This is a genomic window from Ensifer sp. YR511 (assembly GCF_900103045.1).
GTDB classification, from domain to species: domain Bacteria; phylum Pseudomonadota; class Alphaproteobacteria; order Rhizobiales; family Rhizobiaceae; genus Ensifer; species Ensifer adhaerens.
Map to the genome: position 1 here is coordinate 205287 of NZ_FNGR01000007.1, position 14435 is coordinate 219721.

At 64.2% G+C, this 14435-nt stretch carries 17 protein-coding genes; 8 read left to right on the plus strand and 9 right to left on the minus strand.

Features of this window, described 5'->3' with window-relative positions; translation table 11 throughout:
- Window positions 1-9: 9 nt before the first annotated feature.
- Window positions 10-465, minus strand: coding sequence for a hypothetical protein (locus BLU15_RS15560; protein WP_051659679.1), 456 nt, complete (start codon window positions 463-465; stop codon window positions 10-12).
- Between the two features lie 77 nt (window positions 466-542).
- Between BLU15_RS15560 and BLU15_RS15565 the strand changes: the two genes are divergently transcribed.
- The gene (locus BLU15_RS15565; RefSeq protein ID WP_090296279.1) at window positions 543-1322 is read left to right on the plus strand and encodes a helix-turn-helix domain-containing protein; all 780 of its coding nucleotides are present in this window, start codon (window positions 543-545) and stop codon (window positions 1320-1322) included.
- A 4-nt stretch (window positions 1323-1326) separates the two neighbouring features.
- Here the strand turns inward: BLU15_RS15565 and BLU15_RS15570 are convergent, their stop codons facing one another.
- The 4 genes from BLU15_RS15570 to BLU15_RS15585 are packed head-to-tail and all read right to left on the minus strand — an operon-like array spanning window position 1327 to window position 3691.
- Window positions 1327-1536, minus strand: coding sequence for a hypothetical protein (locus BLU15_RS15570; RefSeq protein ID WP_090296281.1), 210 nt, complete (start codon window positions 1534-1536; stop codon window positions 1327-1329).
- Window positions 1537-1553: 17 nt separating this feature from the next.
- On the minus strand, window positions 1554-1922 hold the full coding sequence (locus tag BLU15_RS15575; RefSeq protein WP_244546751.1) for a DMT family transporter: 369 nt from the start codon (window positions 1920-1922) through the stop codon (window positions 1554-1556).
- Window positions 1923-1925: 3 nt separating this feature from the next.
- On the minus strand, window positions 1926-2633 hold the full coding sequence (locus BLU15_RS15580; RefSeq protein ID WP_060580604.1) for a class I SAM-dependent methyltransferase: 708 nt from the start codon (window positions 2631-2633) through the stop codon (window positions 1926-1928).
- Entirely contained in the window at window positions 2630-3691 is a 1062-nt protein-coding gene (locus BLU15_RS15585) for a glycosyltransferase family 2 protein (RefSeq protein ID WP_049811024.1), read from the minus strand. The genes BLU15_RS15580 and BLU15_RS15585 overlap by 4 nt, the downstream gene beginning before the upstream one ends.
- A gap of 136 nt (window positions 3692-3827) precedes the next feature.
- Here BLU15_RS15585 and BLU15_RS15590 point away from each other — a divergent pair, with 136 nt between their 5' ends.
- The 4 genes from BLU15_RS15590 to BLU15_RS15605 all read left to right on the plus strand — a co-directional run bounded on the left by BLU15_RS15590 (window position 3828) and on the right by BLU15_RS15605 (window position 8733).
- Complete coding sequence (locus BLU15_RS15590) at window positions 3828-5648, plus strand: hypothetical protein (protein ID WP_090296284.1); 1821 nt, start codon at window positions 3828-3830, stop codon at window positions 5646-5648.
- A gap of 73 nt (window positions 5649-5721) precedes the next feature.
- A complete protein-coding gene (gene xseA / locus BLU15_RS15595; protein WP_029742898.1) occupies window positions 5722-7326 on the plus strand; it encodes an exodeoxyribonuclease VII large subunit in 1605 nt (534 codons plus the stop codon).
- Between the two features lie 66 nt (window positions 7327-7392).
- A complete protein-coding gene (locus tag BLU15_RS15600; RefSeq protein ID WP_090296286.1) occupies window positions 7393-7977 on the plus strand; it encodes a chloramphenicol phosphotransferase CPT family protein in 585 nt (194 codons plus the stop codon).
- Window positions 7978-8142: 165 nt separating this feature from the next.
- Window positions 8143-8733: an NAD(P)H-dependent oxidoreductase gene (locus BLU15_RS15605; protein ID WP_090296288.1), complete on the plus strand. Its 591-nt coding sequence runs from the start codon at window positions 8143-8145 to the stop codon at window positions 8731-8733.
- A 6-nt stretch (window positions 8734-8739) separates the two neighbouring features.
- Here the strand turns inward: BLU15_RS15605 and BLU15_RS15610 are convergent, their stop codons facing one another.
- Window positions 8740-9234 (minus strand): MarR family winged helix-turn-helix transcriptional regulator, encoded by a 495-nt coding sequence (locus tag BLU15_RS15610; RefSeq protein ID WP_029742901.1) that lies wholly within the window; start codon window positions 9232-9234, stop codon window positions 8740-8742.
- An 89-nt stretch (window positions 9235-9323) separates the two neighbouring features.
- Here BLU15_RS15610 and BLU15_RS15615 point away from each other — a divergent pair, with 89 nt between their 5' ends.
- The 3 genes from BLU15_RS15615 to BLU15_RS15625 all read left to right on the plus strand — a co-directional run bounded on the left by BLU15_RS15615 (window position 9324) and on the right by BLU15_RS15625 (window position 11327).
- Window positions 9324-10202 (plus strand): EamA family transporter, encoded by an 879-nt coding sequence (locus tag BLU15_RS15615; RefSeq protein WP_090296291.1) that lies wholly within the window; start codon window positions 9324-9326, stop codon window positions 10200-10202.
- A gap of 75 nt (window positions 10203-10277) precedes the next feature.
- A complete protein-coding gene (locus BLU15_RS15620) occupies window positions 10278-10907 on the plus strand; it encodes an RNA polymerase sigma factor (RefSeq protein ID WP_090296431.1) in 630 nt (209 codons plus the stop codon).
- Between the two features lie 21 nt (window positions 10908-10928).
- Window positions 10929-11327 (plus strand): VOC family protein, encoded by a 399-nt coding sequence (locus BLU15_RS15625; protein ID WP_034804610.1) that lies wholly within the window; start codon window positions 10929-10931, stop codon window positions 11325-11327.
- Window positions 11328-11417: 90 nt separating this feature from the next.
- Here the strand turns inward: BLU15_RS15625 and BLU15_RS15630 are convergent, their stop codons facing one another.
- From BLU15_RS15630 to BLU15_RS15640, 3 genes are all read right to left on the minus strand, one after another.
- Window positions 11418-12671: an aminopeptidase gene (locus BLU15_RS15630; protein ID WP_034804607.1), complete on the minus strand. Its 1254-nt coding sequence runs from the start codon at window positions 12669-12671 to the stop codon at window positions 11418-11420.
- Window positions 12672-12759: 88 nt separating this feature from the next.
- Complete coding sequence (locus BLU15_RS15635; RefSeq protein ID WP_244546756.1) at window positions 12760-13638, minus strand: MBL fold metallo-hydrolase; 879 nt, start codon at window positions 13636-13638, stop codon at window positions 12760-12762.
- Between the two features lie 93 nt (window positions 13639-13731).
- On the minus strand, window positions 13732-14403 hold the full coding sequence (locus BLU15_RS15640; RefSeq protein WP_244546752.1) for a glutathione S-transferase family protein: 672 nt from the start codon (window positions 14401-14403) through the stop codon (window positions 13732-13734).
- Window positions 14404-14435: the final 32 nt, after the last annotated feature.

Here is a 14435-nt window from a genome sequence, read left to right on the forward strand (position 1 = left end):
ATCATCCCGTCAGGCAATCGCTGCCTGTTCCCGCGCAAGGCCGCGCAGCTTGAAGATCAGAAAGTCGGCGACCGTGATCAGGCCGATGACGATGAAGCCGATACCCGCGACTGTGAGGAACGGGTAAGCCGCGACCAGCAGTGCTACGCTTGCCACCTGCCAAAGGATGTCGCCAGCGATGCTGACGCGTGCCGCTGCTGCGACCGGCCCGCCGTTGCGCGCCGCGGCAAGGTGGAAGATCCCCCAAAATACCAACCCGACGCCGAGGATCTTCATCATCGGCGCTGTCGCGGCGGGGCTGAAGAGCGAAGCAAGCGGGGCGGCAAAAAGGATCAGCACGGCGCCGACGGCAAGAGAGTAGACGCCGTCGGCAAGGAAGGTCTTGTTGAGCAGGCTGCGGTTCGAGAGGTTCATCGTCGGCTCCATCGGTTTGTCGATGACCGGAGATTGCCGGTTCGGTGTCATCAAACCAATTACCTCTGAGGTAATGGATTTTACGACCGGCGCGCGCCACTCTCCGGCAGAACGGAGAATCACGATCCATGCAGTTTGGTGAACATCTGAAGGAATGGCGCGGGCATCGCCGCATGAGCCAGCTTGATCTTGCGGTTGCCGCCGGCATCTCGGCGCGCCACCTGTCCTTTCTCGAAACCGGCCGCTCGAAACCGTCGGAGGGCATGATCCTGCGGCTGGCCTCGGTGCTGGAAGTCCCCGCCCGCGACCAGGGCACGCTGTTTTCGGCAGCCGGCTATCGACCGCGGATGGCGACGCGGCCCGCCTCCGGGCTGGACGCCATGCCGCCGGTCGTTGCCAATGCCATCAGGCTGATCCTGGCGCGCCACGATCCCTATCCGGGGCTGGTGCTCGATCACGAGTATACACTGCTGGTCGTCAATCCGGCGCTGGCGAGCCTCGCGGTTGCCGCCGACATTCCGTTCCAGCCCGGCGAGAACTTTCTCGACACCTTTCTCGGCAACGACAATGTGCGCAAGCTGGTCGTCAACTGGGAGGCCGCGGCCGCCGATCTGGTGCAGCGGGTCAGAACCGAAGCCTGGCTGCAGGGTCCCCGCAGCCGCCTCGGCAAGCGGCTGGAAAAAGCGGCGTCCAATCCGGCCGTGACGCGTGCGACCGAAAACCATCCGGACACTGACCGGTTGCCGGTGCTGCCGATCGAGCTCGACGTCGGCGGCTTGCGCTTAAGCTTCATCACCACGCTTCAGACCTTCGGCTCGACCCAGGATGCGCTGGTCGAGGGGGTGCTGATCGAATCTTTCTTTCCGGCCGACGAGGAGACCAGGACGTTTTTCGAACGCAAGGGATGATCGGCTATCGGTCGCGCTCCAGGCCGATGGCAATCGCGCCGCAAATCATCAGCGCGACGCCCATGTTGTAAGCGCCGATCGCTGCCGCCGCCTGGATCCAGTCGCCGTTTGCGCCGGCAAGCGCCAGCAGCCCCGTGCCGGCAAACAGGCAGGCGCGGGCGGATTTGAGGCCGCATATGGCAATGCCGAGGACGAAGGATGCGGTGACGATCATGAGGCCCGCTTATCCCCTTAGGAGTTGATGATGATCATGCCGCTGATGATCAGCGCGGCGCCGAAGGCGTAGCGCAGCGTCACCGCCTCGCCGAGAAAGACGGCGGCAAGCAGCGGCACGATGCAGAAGGTAAGACCCATGAAGGAATAGGCGATCGTCAGTGGCACCGACTTGATCGTGAAGATCCAGATGATCGTGCCGATGCCATAGACGGCGAGCGCAATCAGCAGGGTAGGGCTGAGGGCCAGAGCCAGGAGCCCCTGGGCACTGGCATTCCCGGTCTTCGCGCTTGTCAGCTTGAAGAGGATCTGCCCGGCCGAGATCAGCACCGGCGTGAAGAACAGCCCGAACCAGACGGTGGGCGTGAGATTGAGGTTCATCGCCATGCCTCACTCCGCCGCGGCAGTTCTGTCTTCGCAATAGAAGATATCGCGGCCGATATCGACGCATGTGTGCTCGGCCGGAACGGGATGCATCGCCCGCAGGAAGGAGTGGGTATAGGGAAAGAAATTGAAGTGCGGATTGAAGGTGTAGCGGTACTCGCGCTCGCGCGGCACGACGATGATCAGGCGCCGGCGAGTGACCCGGCGAAGCTCGGCGATCGCCTTGCGGTAGTCGAGAATGTGCTCGATCACATGCGTGCAGACGACCGTGTCGAATTCGCCGTCCGCAAAGGGCAGGTCCTCGATCATCGCGGCGTGATATTCGATGCCTTCGATCCGGGCCGCATCGTCGATGGCGAAGTCGACACCGGCGAGGCGTTTAAGGTCGGGCTTGGCTTCCCGGATACGCTTCAACAGAACGCCGGTGCCGCAACCGACGTCGCAGACGCTGTCGCCGACGACGCTTGCCGCGATCTTGCGCACGCAGGCTTCGGAATTGTCCGTTCCCTCGTGCACTCTTGGGTGCTGCCGGTAGAGGTCCTCGTACTCGTTCGCCGACAGGAACGGCGCCCGTGCGCGAAAGTCGGCGAGATGGGCGATGTGCTTGCCCCAGGCGAGGCTCGCCATACCCTTGAACAGGCGCGAATCCCTGAGGATCGGCGGCATGACGTCTTCGATCAGGAAGCGTATGCGGTTGGTCGTTTCCCGGTTCATCCGCGGCGCTCCCGCACAATGCGTGGTGCCGACTGCAAGCCGGCTTCCTGGTCCTCGCCCCGGGGCAGAGCGACGCCGCTATCGACCTTCTCCAGCGGCGCAGCCCGTACCGGTGTCGCGATGTAGTGCAGCCGGAGCTGCTCGGTGCGGGCGCGCGAGACCGAATCGAGGATCAGGCCTGCGGTGAACATGATGATCGACATCATCAGCATGGCCAGCGCGAGGACCCAGGTCGGCATGCGCGGCACGAGGCCTGTGGCGAAATATTCGAGCAAGACAGGCATCATGAAGCCGATGCTCGTCGCAAAGAACGCCATGGCGATCACGCCGAAGAACGTGAAGGGCCGCGTTTCTTTCATGAGCATGGCGAAGGTCCAGAGGATCTTGGCGCCATCCTTGTACGTCGACAGCTTGGAATGGGAACCTTCCGGGCGCCGGCCATAGTCCAGTTCAAGCTCCGCGACCGGCAGTTTGAGACGCGAGGCATGGACGGACATCTCCGTTTCGATTTCAAAGCCGTTGGAAATCGCCGGGAAGCTCTTGGCGAAGCGGCGCGAGAGCACGCGGTAACCGGAGAAGATGTCGTTGAAATCGGTACCGAAAATTTCCCGGTACAGAATGTTGAAAAGCCTGTTGCCGAAGGCGTGACCCTGCCTGCCGGCATCGTCGTGAACGCCGCGCCGCGTGCCGACGACCATGTCGGCGCGCTCGGTGATCAAGGTGCGGATCAGGTCTTCCGCATCGGTCGGGCAATAGGTGCTGTCGCCGTCGGCCATGACATAGATGTCGGCGTCGATATCGGCGAGCATGCGGCGCACCACGTGCCCCTTGCCCTGCCGGCGTTCACGTACGACGGTCGCGCCGGCAAGCATCGCCTTCAACGCCGTGCCGTCGGTCGAGTTGTTGTCGTAGACGTAAATTCGCGCCGTCGGTAGTGCCGTCTGGAAACCCTCGACCACCTGTCCGATGGTCGATGCTTCGTTGTAGCAAGGCAGGAGAACGGCGATGTTGAAGCGGTCGAACATCAAGGTGGCTCGGTTGCTGTTGGATCGCGCCATCATAGGATCAGGGTGTTAACAAGACGCCAAGGTGCGCCGCGCGGGCCGGTCGAAGCGACCGGCCTCGCCGCCGCGCGCTTTACGCTTTCTTGATCGCAGGGACGTAAGATCCACGCGATCTAGAGGGCGGGAACCTATGTCGAGCGGAATGGCGGCACTACCGGAAATGGCGGCTACGCCCAGGCAGCGGCGGCTCTCGTCGAGCCTCCTTGGGATGGTGCTCGCCTATGGCGTGCCCACGGTTCTTTTCCTCGTCACCCAGTTCATGCGGGCGCCGGATTATCTCGGCCGCGACAATGACGATGCCATGCGCCTGGTCGAGGTGCGCGACCTCCTCGCCGGACAGAGCTGGTTCGACCTCACCCAGCCCCGCCTGGGGCTCGAGGGCGGAACGCTGATGCACTGGTCGCGCCTGATCGATCTGCCGATCGCCGGGCTCATGTTGATTTTTCGGCCTTTTGTCGGCGTGGAGCAGGCGGAAGTCCTGGCGCTTGCGATCTGGCCGATGGCGCTCGCGGTCGGGCTGCTTGCGGCGATGGGGCTCGCCGGACGCCGTGCCGGCGGCACGGTCGCCATGCATTTCTGCCTGGGGCTGACCGCGATCTTCATCGCCACCTCGAACCGTTTCCTCGGGGGGGCCATCGATCACCACAATGTGCAACTGGTGCTGGCCGCGGTCATGGCGGCGATGCTCGTCGATCGACGGTATCGTGCCCTAAACTATGCGCTTGCGGGAGCGGCGGCCGCACTCGCGATCGCCGTAGGTGCCGAAACCACGCCACTCGTGGCGGTCGTCTGCGCAATCGTTGCCTGCCAGTGGCTCTGGGCCGGCCAGACGGCCGCGCGTTCGACCGTCGCCTTCGGCCTCTCGCTGGCAGCCGGCCTCAGCGTCATCTTCTTTTCGACCGTCCCGCCGCGCCTCTATTTCGTCGCGACCTGCGACAATCTCTCGATCGCCTTCTATTCGCTGGCGCTGACGGGAGGCGTCCTCCTCGCGCTCGCCGCCGCCACTGTCAGCCACCGCGCGCCAGCGCTGCGCTTCGGCGCGCTCGCTCTCTGCGGTCTCGTCGTTGCCGCGGTCGCCCTGTCGGTGGCGCCGCAATGCCTCGGTAATCCACTGGCCGGTCTCGATCCGCTGCTCATCGAGCTCTGGCTCGACCATATCTCCGAAGCCCGTTCCGTCACGCTGATCGCTGCGCAGGAGCCGACCAATATCGGCGCCTACTATTTCACCGGCGCCTTTGCCTCGGCCATCTGCCTCTGGCGCATCTTGCATCGCGACCGGATCGATCTCCATCTGGTGCTCCTTGCCTTGGTGCTTTCGAGCCTGGCGATCGCCCTCGTCCAGGTTCGCGGTATGGCATTTTCCAACCTGCTCGCCATCGTGCCGATGGCCCTGCTGCTTGCCGACCTGCGTGCGCGGTCGAGCGGCGGAACGGCTGGCGCCCGCGCCTCCCTTCTCTATGTCGGAGCGCTGCTCGTTTCCGTTCCGGCGATGTGGGCCGTTGCCGGAACGCTTGCGGAAAAGGGGATCAGCGGGTTTGCTGCCGCGGAAGCAGCGGTCACGAACGGCGAGGCGTGCCTGACCGACGCCGCCCTTGCCGATATTGGGCGGCTGGCGCCGTCGCTGGTCGTCGGACCGTCGGATATCGGCGCGACGCTGCTTCGCCGCACCGAACACCGCGTGCTCAGCGCGCCCTATCATCGCAATGCCGGCGGCATGCTCCGCGAGCTGAAGATCGGCCTGGCCGAGCCCGAAGCCGCCGCCGTCCTGTTGCACCAGCTGGGGCAGCCGGTGCTCGCCTTCTGCGCCGTTGACGCTCAAACGCAGGTCATAGCTGCCCGCGCTCCGCGTGGTCTCTATGCGGATCTCGCCGCCGGGCGCGTGCCGGCATTCCTGTCGCCCCTGCCGGTTTCGGAAGGCTCGCCCATCCGGCTCTATACGCTGGCGCCTTGAGCGCCACGCCCCTGGCGCGTGGAAAGCGTGAGGGATGTGCTGGCCTTCGGCGAAGGGTGCGGTAAAAGAGGCAATGGCCTCTTTCTTCGACAGCGATTCTCCGAGCAACCTCACCGAATATTCGGTGTCCGAGCTTTCGGGCTCGATCAAGCGAACGGTCGAACAGGCCTTCGACCAGGTGCGCGTGCGCGGCGAAATCTCCGGCTATCGCGGCCCTCATTCGTCGGGCCACGCCTATTTCGCGCTCAAGGACGATCGGGCGCGCATCGATGCAGTCATCTGGAAGGGCACCTTCTCGCGCCTGCGCTTCCGTCCGGAAGAGGGCATGGAGGTGATCGCGACCGGCAAGGTCACGACCTTCCCGGGTTCGTCGAAGTATCAGATCGTTATCGAGACGATGGAACCGGCCGGCGCCGGCGCGCTGATGGCGCTGCTCGAAGAGCGCAAGCGCAAGCTGGCCGCCGAAGGGCTGTTCGACGCCAATCGCAAGCGGCAGCTGCCCTATATGCCCAAGGTGATCGGCGTCGTGACGTCGCCGACCGGTGCCGTCATCCGCGACATCCTGCACCGCATCGCCGACCGCTTTCCCGTCCATGTCGTCGTCTGGCCGGTTCGCGTGCAGGGCGATGGCTCGGGTGACGAGGTGGCAGCGGCGATCCGCGGCTTCAACGCGATCGAGCCCGGCGGGCCGATTGCGCGGCCGGATGTCCTGATCGTCGCGCGTGGCGGCGGCAGCCTCGAAGACCTCTGGGGCTTCAACGACGAGGCCGTCGTGCGCGCCGCCGCCGCCTCCGGGATCCCGCTGATTTCGGCCGTCGGCCACGAGACCGACTGGACGCTGATCGACTATGCCGCCGACCAGCGCGCGCCGACGCCGACGGGTGCTGCGGAAATGGCGGTGCCGGTCAGGGCCGATCTCGAAGCCGGTCTCTCCGGCCTGTCGGCACGCCTCAAGTCGGCTGTCGGGCGCCAGATGGACAATCGCCGCCAGGCGGTGCGGTCTCTGGCGCGGGCGCTGCCGTCGCTCGACCAGTTGCTGGCGCTGCCGCGCCGCCGTTTCGACGAGGCTGCACTCGGGCTCGGGCGCGGGCTCACGATGAACACGGCCAACAAGCGTCGTCAGTTCGAACGCGTGTCTGCCGAGCTGCGTGCCGATCTTCTCAAGGGCAAGCTTTCCGAGCGTCGCCAGCGCCTGGTCGACGCCATGAACAAGGCCGACCGCATCGTCGAGCGGCAAGTCCATCGCGGCGAGGCGCGGGTTTCTGCGGCCGACGCTGCGCTGCGCGCCTTGCCCTCGCGCCTCATCGGCCAGATCCATCGGGCATCCGATCGCGTCGCCGGGCTTGCTGCCCGGTCCGATGCGGCCGTGCGCGCCGACGTGCGACGCCTGCGCAGCGTCATCGTCGCCCAGGATCGCATCCTGCAGTCGCTTTCCTATCGTAACGTCCTGCAGCGCGGTTTTGCGCTGGTGCGCGATGCCGAAGGCGGGCCGGTGCGCCAGGCTGCGTCCGTCTCGGTCGGGATGACGCTAAGCCTGGAATTTGCCGACGGTCGCGTGTCGGCGATTGCCGGCGACGGGGAGGGCGAGCCAGGTTCTCCGCCGACGGCGCCCCGCAAGAAGCAGCCGAAGCCCGCAGACCCGGCGGGAGACCCGCCGAAACAGGGCAACCTGTTCTAGCGCGTCATCACGCTGTCATGCCGACGACATAACGCCAGCGTTCGCAAGAAAGTGACGGAGCCCGGCATGGTCGAGCGAGCCAAGATTATCTTCATCCACGGCGCTTCCAGCAGCGGGAAATCGACGCTGGCGCGGGCGGTCCAGGCGCAGATCGGCGCGCCGTTCTGGCATGTTTCGATCGACCATCTTCGCGCTTCGGGGACGGTGCCAATGGAAAGGTTCCGCCGCGGCGATTTTCGTTGGAAGGAACACCGGGCGCGTTTCTTCGACGGTTTTCACCGCTCGCTGGTCGCCTATGCGTCAGCCGGCAACAATCTCCTGCTGGAGCACATTCTCGAAGAGCCCGGCTGGGCGTCTGAGCTCGCGGTGATGCTTCAGCCGTTCGATGTGTTTTTTGTCGCGCTTCATTGTGAACGCGACGAACTCATCCGGCGCGAACGGCTTCGCGCCGACCGGCCGATCGGCAGCGCCGCAGATGATTTTCACCGCATTCACGTCGGACAGTGTTACGATCTGGAGCTTGGTCCGGGACAGGCCGCCGATGACGCCGCCGCGCAATTGATTTCCGCCTGGTCAGTGCGCCGCTCGCCCTCCGTCTTCGACACACTGGCGCTGGAAGCCCGGGCAGGATCGGGCAAATCCCCGTTCTGAAGAAGGCGGCTGCTGGCGGTCTAGGGAGCGAGCGTGTCGGCTCGCATGACTGCCTCCTCGGCGCGGCCTGACGGTCGCGAAAAACGGCATTGTATTCGGTTGATTTTTAAGCTCATTTTCCCGGCGACGGATCTTGATTCCAGATCGATATGTTAGGAACACCGCATGCGCATTCTGCTCGTGCTTGCCCACCCGCTCGAAGACAGTTTTGCCGCGAACGTGGCGCGTGAAGCGCGCGCCGCCTTGGAGGCGAGGGGACATTCGGTCGACTTACTCGATCTCTATCGCGAGGATTTCGATCCGCGCCTCAGCGTCGCCGAGCGCGGCAGTTACTTCACCGACACCTATGATCGGTCAGGCGCGGCAGATTGGATCGGCCGGCTGCAGGCGGCCGATGGGCTGGTGCTCGTCTTCCCGCAATGGTGGTTCAATTTTCCGGCGATCCTGAAGGGCTTCTTCGATCGCGTCTTTGCGCCGGGCATCGCCTTCGACAACGACCCGGCCGGCGGCCGCATCATCCCGCGGCTCCACAATATCAAGCTCTTCTGGGCGCTGACGACGACCGGCTCGCCCTGGTGGGTGGTGCATCTCTACATGGGTAATCCGGTGAAGCGGCTTTTGAAGCGCGGCATCGCCGCCTTCTGCGCCAAGGGACTGAACTTCCGCATGCTCGCGCTGCACGACATGGACCGGGCGACCGACGCCAAGCGCAAGGCGCATCTGGAGCGTGTCCGTCGGCTTGCCTCCAGTTTGTGATCGCGGCTACTCGAAGGTCGCGAGATATTTGCGCAGCAGTGCGTTGAGCACTACGCGTTCCTCGGGCGACAGCGCGGAAACGACGCGATGCTGGTTTGCCACATGCGCGGTCGCGGCCTCGTCGACACGGCGCAAGCCCTCGTCCGTCAAGGCGATGATCACCCCCCGCCTGTCCTCGGGATTGGCGATCCGTTCGACGAGCCCGGCCTTTTCAAGCTGGTCGATGCGGTTGGTCATGGTGCCGGAGCTGACCATGGTCGTATCCAGAAGTTCTCCGGGCGAAAGCCGATAGGGCGGTCCGGACCGACGAAGCGTCGCGAGCACGTCGAAGCTCGACGCATTCAATCCGCGCTCGGAGAACGACTTCTCGATTTCCCGGGCGATATGTGTCGAAACCCGTGAGAGCCGGCCAAGCAGGCCCATGGCCGAAACATCGAGGTCCGGCCGCTCCCGGTGCCATTGGGCCAAAATCCTGTCGACGCGATCCATCAAAACCTCCATGCATTTATCTCAGCATAGAGTATCTTGACTTAGAGATAAACCGCGTTATCGTCATTTTATCTTGATATAGAGATTCTTGAGGTAAAGATATGACTTCGAACCGCACCGTCGACCTTGCCTTGACCGCGCTGGCACCGGCCATCTGGGGCAGCACCTATCTCGTCACCACAGAGTTCCTGCCGTATGGCTATCCGTTGACGGTTGCCATGCTGCGGGCCCTGCCGGCGGGGTTGCTCCTGCTCCTGATTGTGCGGCGCCTGCCGGACGGTATCTGGTGGCCGCGGACCTTCGTGCTCGGCGCGCTCAACTTCTCCTTCTTCTGGGCCATGCTGTTCGTTTCCGCTTACAGGCTGCCAGGCGGCGTCGCCGCAACCGTCGGTGCCGTTCAGCCGCTGATCGTCATCCTGTTGTCGCGCGTCTTCCTGGGCTCGCCGATCCGCCTGCTCAGCGTGGTTGCCGGCCTTGCGGGCATTGCCGGCGTCGCCCTGCTGGTGTTGACGCCGGGCGCCGCGCTCGATCCGCTCGGGGTGCTCGCTGGTCTCGCCGGAGCCGTCTCCATGGCCTTCGGCACGGTGCTGAGCCGCCACTGGGCGCCGCCGGTTCCGCCGCTCACCTTCACTGCCTGGCAATTGGCGGCCGGTGGCCTCATGCTCGTGCCGGTGGCGCTGTTCTTCGAGCCGTCGCTGCCGTCGCTGACCACCGCCAACGTCTTCGGTCTCGCCTATCTCGGCCTGATCGGCGCCGCCTTCACCTATCTGCTCTGGTTCCGCGGCCTGTCGCGCCTCGAACCTTCTGCCGTCTCGCCGCTCGGTTTCCTGAGCCCGGTCGTTGCCATCCTGCTCGGCTGGGGCGTGCTCGGCGAGCAACTGACGCCGGTGCAGGCGCTCGGCATCCTCGTCGTCTTCGCCAGCGTCTGGCTCAGCCAGCGCGCGCAACTCGCCCCGAAGGTGCGACCGGCGCGCGCCTGAAAGCAGGGCTTGCAACCACAGCGCATGCGCTTCACATTGCCGGCAACGTCAATCCTCAAAGAAGCGCACGCCCTGATGACCGAGCATCTGACGCCAGCGCTCTATTCCGATCTCCTCCGTTTCGCGAGGCGGCAAAGCCGCCGTGCGGCCGAAGCGGAGGATTTGCTGCATGAGGCGCTGATCGTCGCGCTCAAGGCAGGGCGTTTTCCAACCGGCGGCGATCGCGCCTGGTTCTGCGGTGTTCTCCGCAAGCTCGCAGCGATGCAGGCGCGCACCGCTGCTCGCCGTTTGCGCCGGGAGCTCCAAGCGGACGTTCCCGAAGTGGAAGAGCGGCGCTCTGGCGATCCGCTGGCCTTCGCCGTCACGCTTTCCCCGAGCCTCAGGATCGTGATGCTGCTGGCGATCGGCGGCCACAATCGCCTCGAAATCCGTCATCTCCTCGGCATTTCCGATGAAGCGCTGCGCCAGCGCATCCTGATGCTGCGCCGGGCCTGGCGCGATGCCGGCCATGTCGAGACCAATCTGGAGCTGACCGGACTTCGCTATCCGCTCGAAAGCGGCCGTATTCGTCAGGCCCTGCTGCCGGTCACCCGCGGCGGCCGCGCCGCCTTTGCCAGCCACGATCCGGACGGCCATCTCTTCGCGATCAATTTTTCGCCGCGCGTGTCTCACGAAACGGCAACCGGCGGCAACAAGCCGGCGTAACAAACACAAGGGAAGCAACCAATGTTGTCGAAACCACGTATCGGGGCCATCTGCTACTTCGTCTCGGATCTCACCCGCACGGAAGCCTTCTACCGTGATGTTCTGGGTCTCAACGTCCAGCGCATGGAGGACGACGAAGCCGGTTCCTGGCTGATGGCGAAGATAGAAGACGAGGTCGAGTTGATCTTCTTCGTCGTGGAGAGCAAGCCGGGCAACACACCGATCGTCGTGTTCGATCTCGCCGAGGGCGGCATCGACGATGTGGTCGCGGGCCTCGCTGAAAAGGGAACCACCATCGTCACGCCGGTGAGCCATGCGCCCGGCGGCTGGTCGGCAGAATTCGCCGATCCCGATGGCCACGTGCTGTCCCTCTACCAATCGGCGGAGATGCCGCGTCTGAAGCGGGCTGCCAACGGCTGAAGGGGCAGTTTCCCCAATAGAAAAGGCCGCCGCATGTGTTGTGGCGGCCACAAGCCTTTCAGGTCGGACGAGACCGGGGAGGGGCCGTGATCAGGCCCATTCACCCTTTCGCATGACCGGAACGCGGCTACCATCGGCGCGCACGCCGTCGATGTCGACCTGGCCCGAACCGATCATCCAGTCGATGTGGATCAGGCTGGAATTGCCGCCCTGGGCGCGGATCTGTTCCGGCGTCAGCTTGGTGTCGTCGACGAAACAGCCGGAATAGCACTGGCCGAGCGCGATGTGGCACGAGGCGTTTTCATCAAACAGCGTGTTGTAGAACAGGATGCCGCTTGCCGAGATCGGCGAGGAATGCGGCACCAGAGCCACTTCGCCGAGCCGGCGCGCGCCCTCGTCGGTGTCTAGCACCTTGTTCAGTACTTCCTCGCCGCGCGATGCCTTGGCTTCGACGATCCGGCCGCCCTCGAAACGCACCTGGATGTTGTCGATCAGCGTGCCCTGGTGCGACAGCGGCTTGGTCGAGGAGACATGGCCTTCGACGCGCAGCGCATGCGGCGTCGTGAACACTTCCTCGGTCGGGATGTTCGGGTTGCAGGTGACGCCGTTCTTGGCCTCCGATGCGCCGCCGCACCAGAGATGGCCATCGGCAAGCCCGACGGTCAGATCGGTGCCCGGGCCGGTAAAGTGCAACGCGGCAAAGCGCTCGCCGTTCAGCCAGGCCGAGCGCCGGGCGAGGTTGGCGTTGTGCTCCTTCCAGGCGGCCACCGGATCGGCGACATCGACGCGCGAGGCGGCGAAGATGGCGTTGGCGAGCTTCTCGACGGCAACCTCTTCCGGGTCGTTCGGGAAGACGAGCTTCGCCCAGGACGGGTTCGGGTAGGAAACGATGTTCCAGTTGATGTCGAAGTTCGAGATCTTTTCGAGCGCCGGCTTATAGGCAATGGAATTTGCCTTGTTGGCCCGCGCCACCTTGGCCGGATCCTGCGCCGAAAGCATCATCGGGTTGTCGCCGGAGATCGCAAGCCGCGCTGCACCACCGGCGAAAGCTTCGGCCATGCCCTTGAACAGCCAGTCGCTTGCCCGGTCGAAGCTCTCGTCCGGTGCATAGGCATAACGCGAAAGCGTCGTGTCCTCGTCCGAATAGAGCGTCGTCACGAGGCCGGCACCGGCCTTGTAGGCGTGCTTGGTGATCAGGCGAACAAGCGGCATCGCCGCGACCGGCGCAGTCATGACAAGGTCCTGACCGCGCTGAAGCTGCAGGCCGACCTGGATCGCGACTTCCGCGAGCTTGTCGAGTTTCACCGGGTCGATCGGATCGGGCGTATTGGCGGGAAAGGTCATGATCTACCTGTCTTTCTGAAATCGGAAGAAGAAGACTTAGAGCGCTTTGCGGCGAAAATGAAGGCTGAGCCCGGGAGGTTTCGTGCAATCAGCGCGCGCCGAGGGCCGCACGCACCCGCTCGACATTGCTCCTGTGCACAGCCTCATAAGGCGCGAAATAGAGGATCGCGCCGGAGGCGATATCCTCGGCGGCGAATTCCTTGAGTGTGCCGATGGCAGAACCGGTCGCGATCGCGCGGGTCAGCCGCTCGAGATAGCCGCGATTGGCATCGATCAGTTTCGGTCCGTAGCCGCCGCTGGCGATGCGTTCGCGGTCGCCATGGGCGGGTAGAATCCGAGCAATCTGCCATTGCCGCAGGCGCTTGAGTTCCGCGATGTGCGTCGCCGTCTGCTCAGCCTCGCTGATGAAGGTCGTCGTATCCTCAAGCGTATCGCCCGCCAGCAGCAACTTCTCCTCGGTCAGCCAGATCACGTTGCCATCGGCGCTATGGATGGCGAAGTGATGCAGTTCGACCCGGCGTGCGCCGACGGTCAGTGCAAGCGTCTCGTCGAACAGGCGGTTCGGCATCACGAGGGGCTGGATCGGCGGCGTCGCCGTTTCGATCTTCTCGCGGTTTTCTTCAAGTTTCGCTGCCGTCAGCTTGAGGGCGATGATCTCGCAATCGGCAAAGACCGCATTTCCGGCCACATGGTCCTTATGCCAATGGCTGAGCACGACGCGGATCGCGGTGACGCCAAGGCTTTCGAGATGGTTGCGGATCGCCCGGGCGTGATCGAGCGAGATATGCGTGTCGTAGACCAGCGCTTGCGCGCCGTCGACGATGGCATAGGAGGCGACGCCGAGTTCGTAGGCGCCGTCATCGAGCCAGTTCGCCGCCTGCGAATAGAGCCGCACTCCGGCAACACGCCCGTCATAGTAGGCATAGACGCCGGGATAGGGCTCAAGAACCGTAAGGGTCGAGATCATGTCGGTCACAAGGCGCTCCTCCAGCATGGCTTGCGCCCTGTCATAGAGCAGGCGCGCGCCAAACTGAAGGACGGCGTGATCACGCGCTCTTCGCTATGCCTGTCCGGCGCGCAGCAGATAGGCGTCGTGCTCCCTGAGGAAGGTCATCAGCCGCTCACCGTAATCCGGCGTCACGGCCGCCTTGACGCTCGGCCGCTCGGCGAGCGCCTTGCGCCAGGCGCCGACACGATCGAGTCCGTCGAAAATGCCGTGATCTGCAAGCGTGTCGAAGAGATCGAAGTAACGGAAGATCGGTGCGAAGACCGCATCGACGAGCGAAAATTGTGTACCGGCAAAGTAGGGACCTTCGCCAAGTGCCGCTTCCATGGTCGCAAGTTTGCCGGCCACCGCCTGGCGTTTCTGTTCGTAGGTTTCCCGGTCCTGAGCAGTCTCGAAGCCCCAGAGATCCGAAAGGATCGACGAGCCGAATTCCATCCAGCCGCGATGACGGGCGCGCTCCAGCGCATCTTCGGGGTGAAGCTTCGGGCCGGCTTGGCTTTCCTCGACATATTCGGCGATGACGGAGCTTTCAAACAGTACCGTTTCGCCGCTCTGCTGCGGCACCTGCAACAGCGGCACCTTGCCGAGCGGGGAGATTTTCAGGAACCAGTCGGGCTTGGCCTTGAGGTCGATATAGGTCAGCTCGAAGCGAACGCCTTTTTCGTCGAGCGCGATCGAGGCACGCTGCACATAGGGGCAGAGATGGTGGCTGACGAGGGTAAGCATGGCAATCTCCCGGTTGAGGTAAAGTAGATGCA

Coding starts and splice junctions, on each gene's coding strand:
- BLU15_RS15615 (WP_090296291.1), top strand. CDS start 9,324: ATGACTTCGAACCGCACCGTCGACCTTGCCTTGACCGCGCTGGCACCG.
- BLU15_RS15610 (WP_029742901.1), bottom strand. CDS start 9,234: ATGGAGGTTTTGATGGATCGCGTCGACAGGATTTTGGCCCAATGGCAC.
- BLU15_RS15625 (WP_034804610.1), top strand. CDS start 10,929: ATGTTGTCGAAACCACGTATCGGGGCCATCTGCTACTTCGTCTCGGAT.
- BLU15_RS15605 (WP_090296288.1), top strand. CDS start 8,143: ATGCGCATTCTGCTCGTGCTTGCCCACCCGCTCGAAGACAGTTTTGCC.
- BLU15_RS15570 (WP_090296281.1), bottom strand. CDS start 1,536: ATGATCGTCACCGCATCCTTCGTCCTCGGCATTGCCATATGCGGCCTC.
- BLU15_RS15620 (WP_090296431.1), top strand. CDS start 10,278: ATGACCGAGCATCTGACGCCAGCGCTCTATTCCGATCTCCTCCGTTTC.
- BLU15_RS15590 (WP_090296284.1), top strand. CDS start 3,828: ATGTCGAGCGGAATGGCGGCACTACCGGAAATGGCGGCTACGCCCAGG.
- BLU15_RS15580 (WP_060580604.1), bottom strand. CDS start 2,633: ATGAACCGGGAAACGACCAACCGCATACGCTTCCTGATCGAAGACGTC.
- xseA (WP_029742898.1), top strand. CDS start 5,722: ATGGCCTCTTTCTTCGACAGCGATTCTCCGAGCAACCTCACCGAATAT.
- BLU15_RS15630 (WP_034804607.1), bottom strand. CDS start 12,671: ATGACCTTTCCCGCCAATACGCCCGATCCGATCGACCCGGTGAAACTC.
- BLU15_RS15600 (WP_090296286.1), top strand. CDS start 7,393: ATGGTCGAGCGAGCCAAGATTATCTTCATCCACGGCGCTTCCAGCAGC.
- BLU15_RS15565 (WP_090296279.1), top strand. CDS start 543: ATGCAGTTTGGTGAACATCTGAAGGAATGGCGCGGGCATCGCCGCATG.
- BLU15_RS15585 (WP_049811024.1), bottom strand. CDS start 3,691: ATGGCGCGATCCAACAGCAACCGAGCCACCTTGATGTTCGACCGCTTC.
- BLU15_RS15635 (WP_244546756.1), bottom strand. CDS start 13,638: ATGATCTCGACCCTTACGGTTCTTGAGCCCTATCCCGGCGTCTATGCC.
- BLU15_RS15640 (WP_244546752.1), bottom strand. CDS start 14,403: ATGCTTACCCTCGTCAGCCACCATCTCTGCCCCTATGTGCAGCGTGCC.
- BLU15_RS15560 (WP_051659679.1), bottom strand. CDS start 465: ATGACACCGAACCGGCAATCTCCGGTCATCGACAAACCGATGGAGCCG.
- BLU15_RS15575 (WP_244546751.1), bottom strand. CDS start 1,922: ATGGCGATGAACCTCAATCTCACGCCCACCGTCTGGTTCGGGCTGTTC.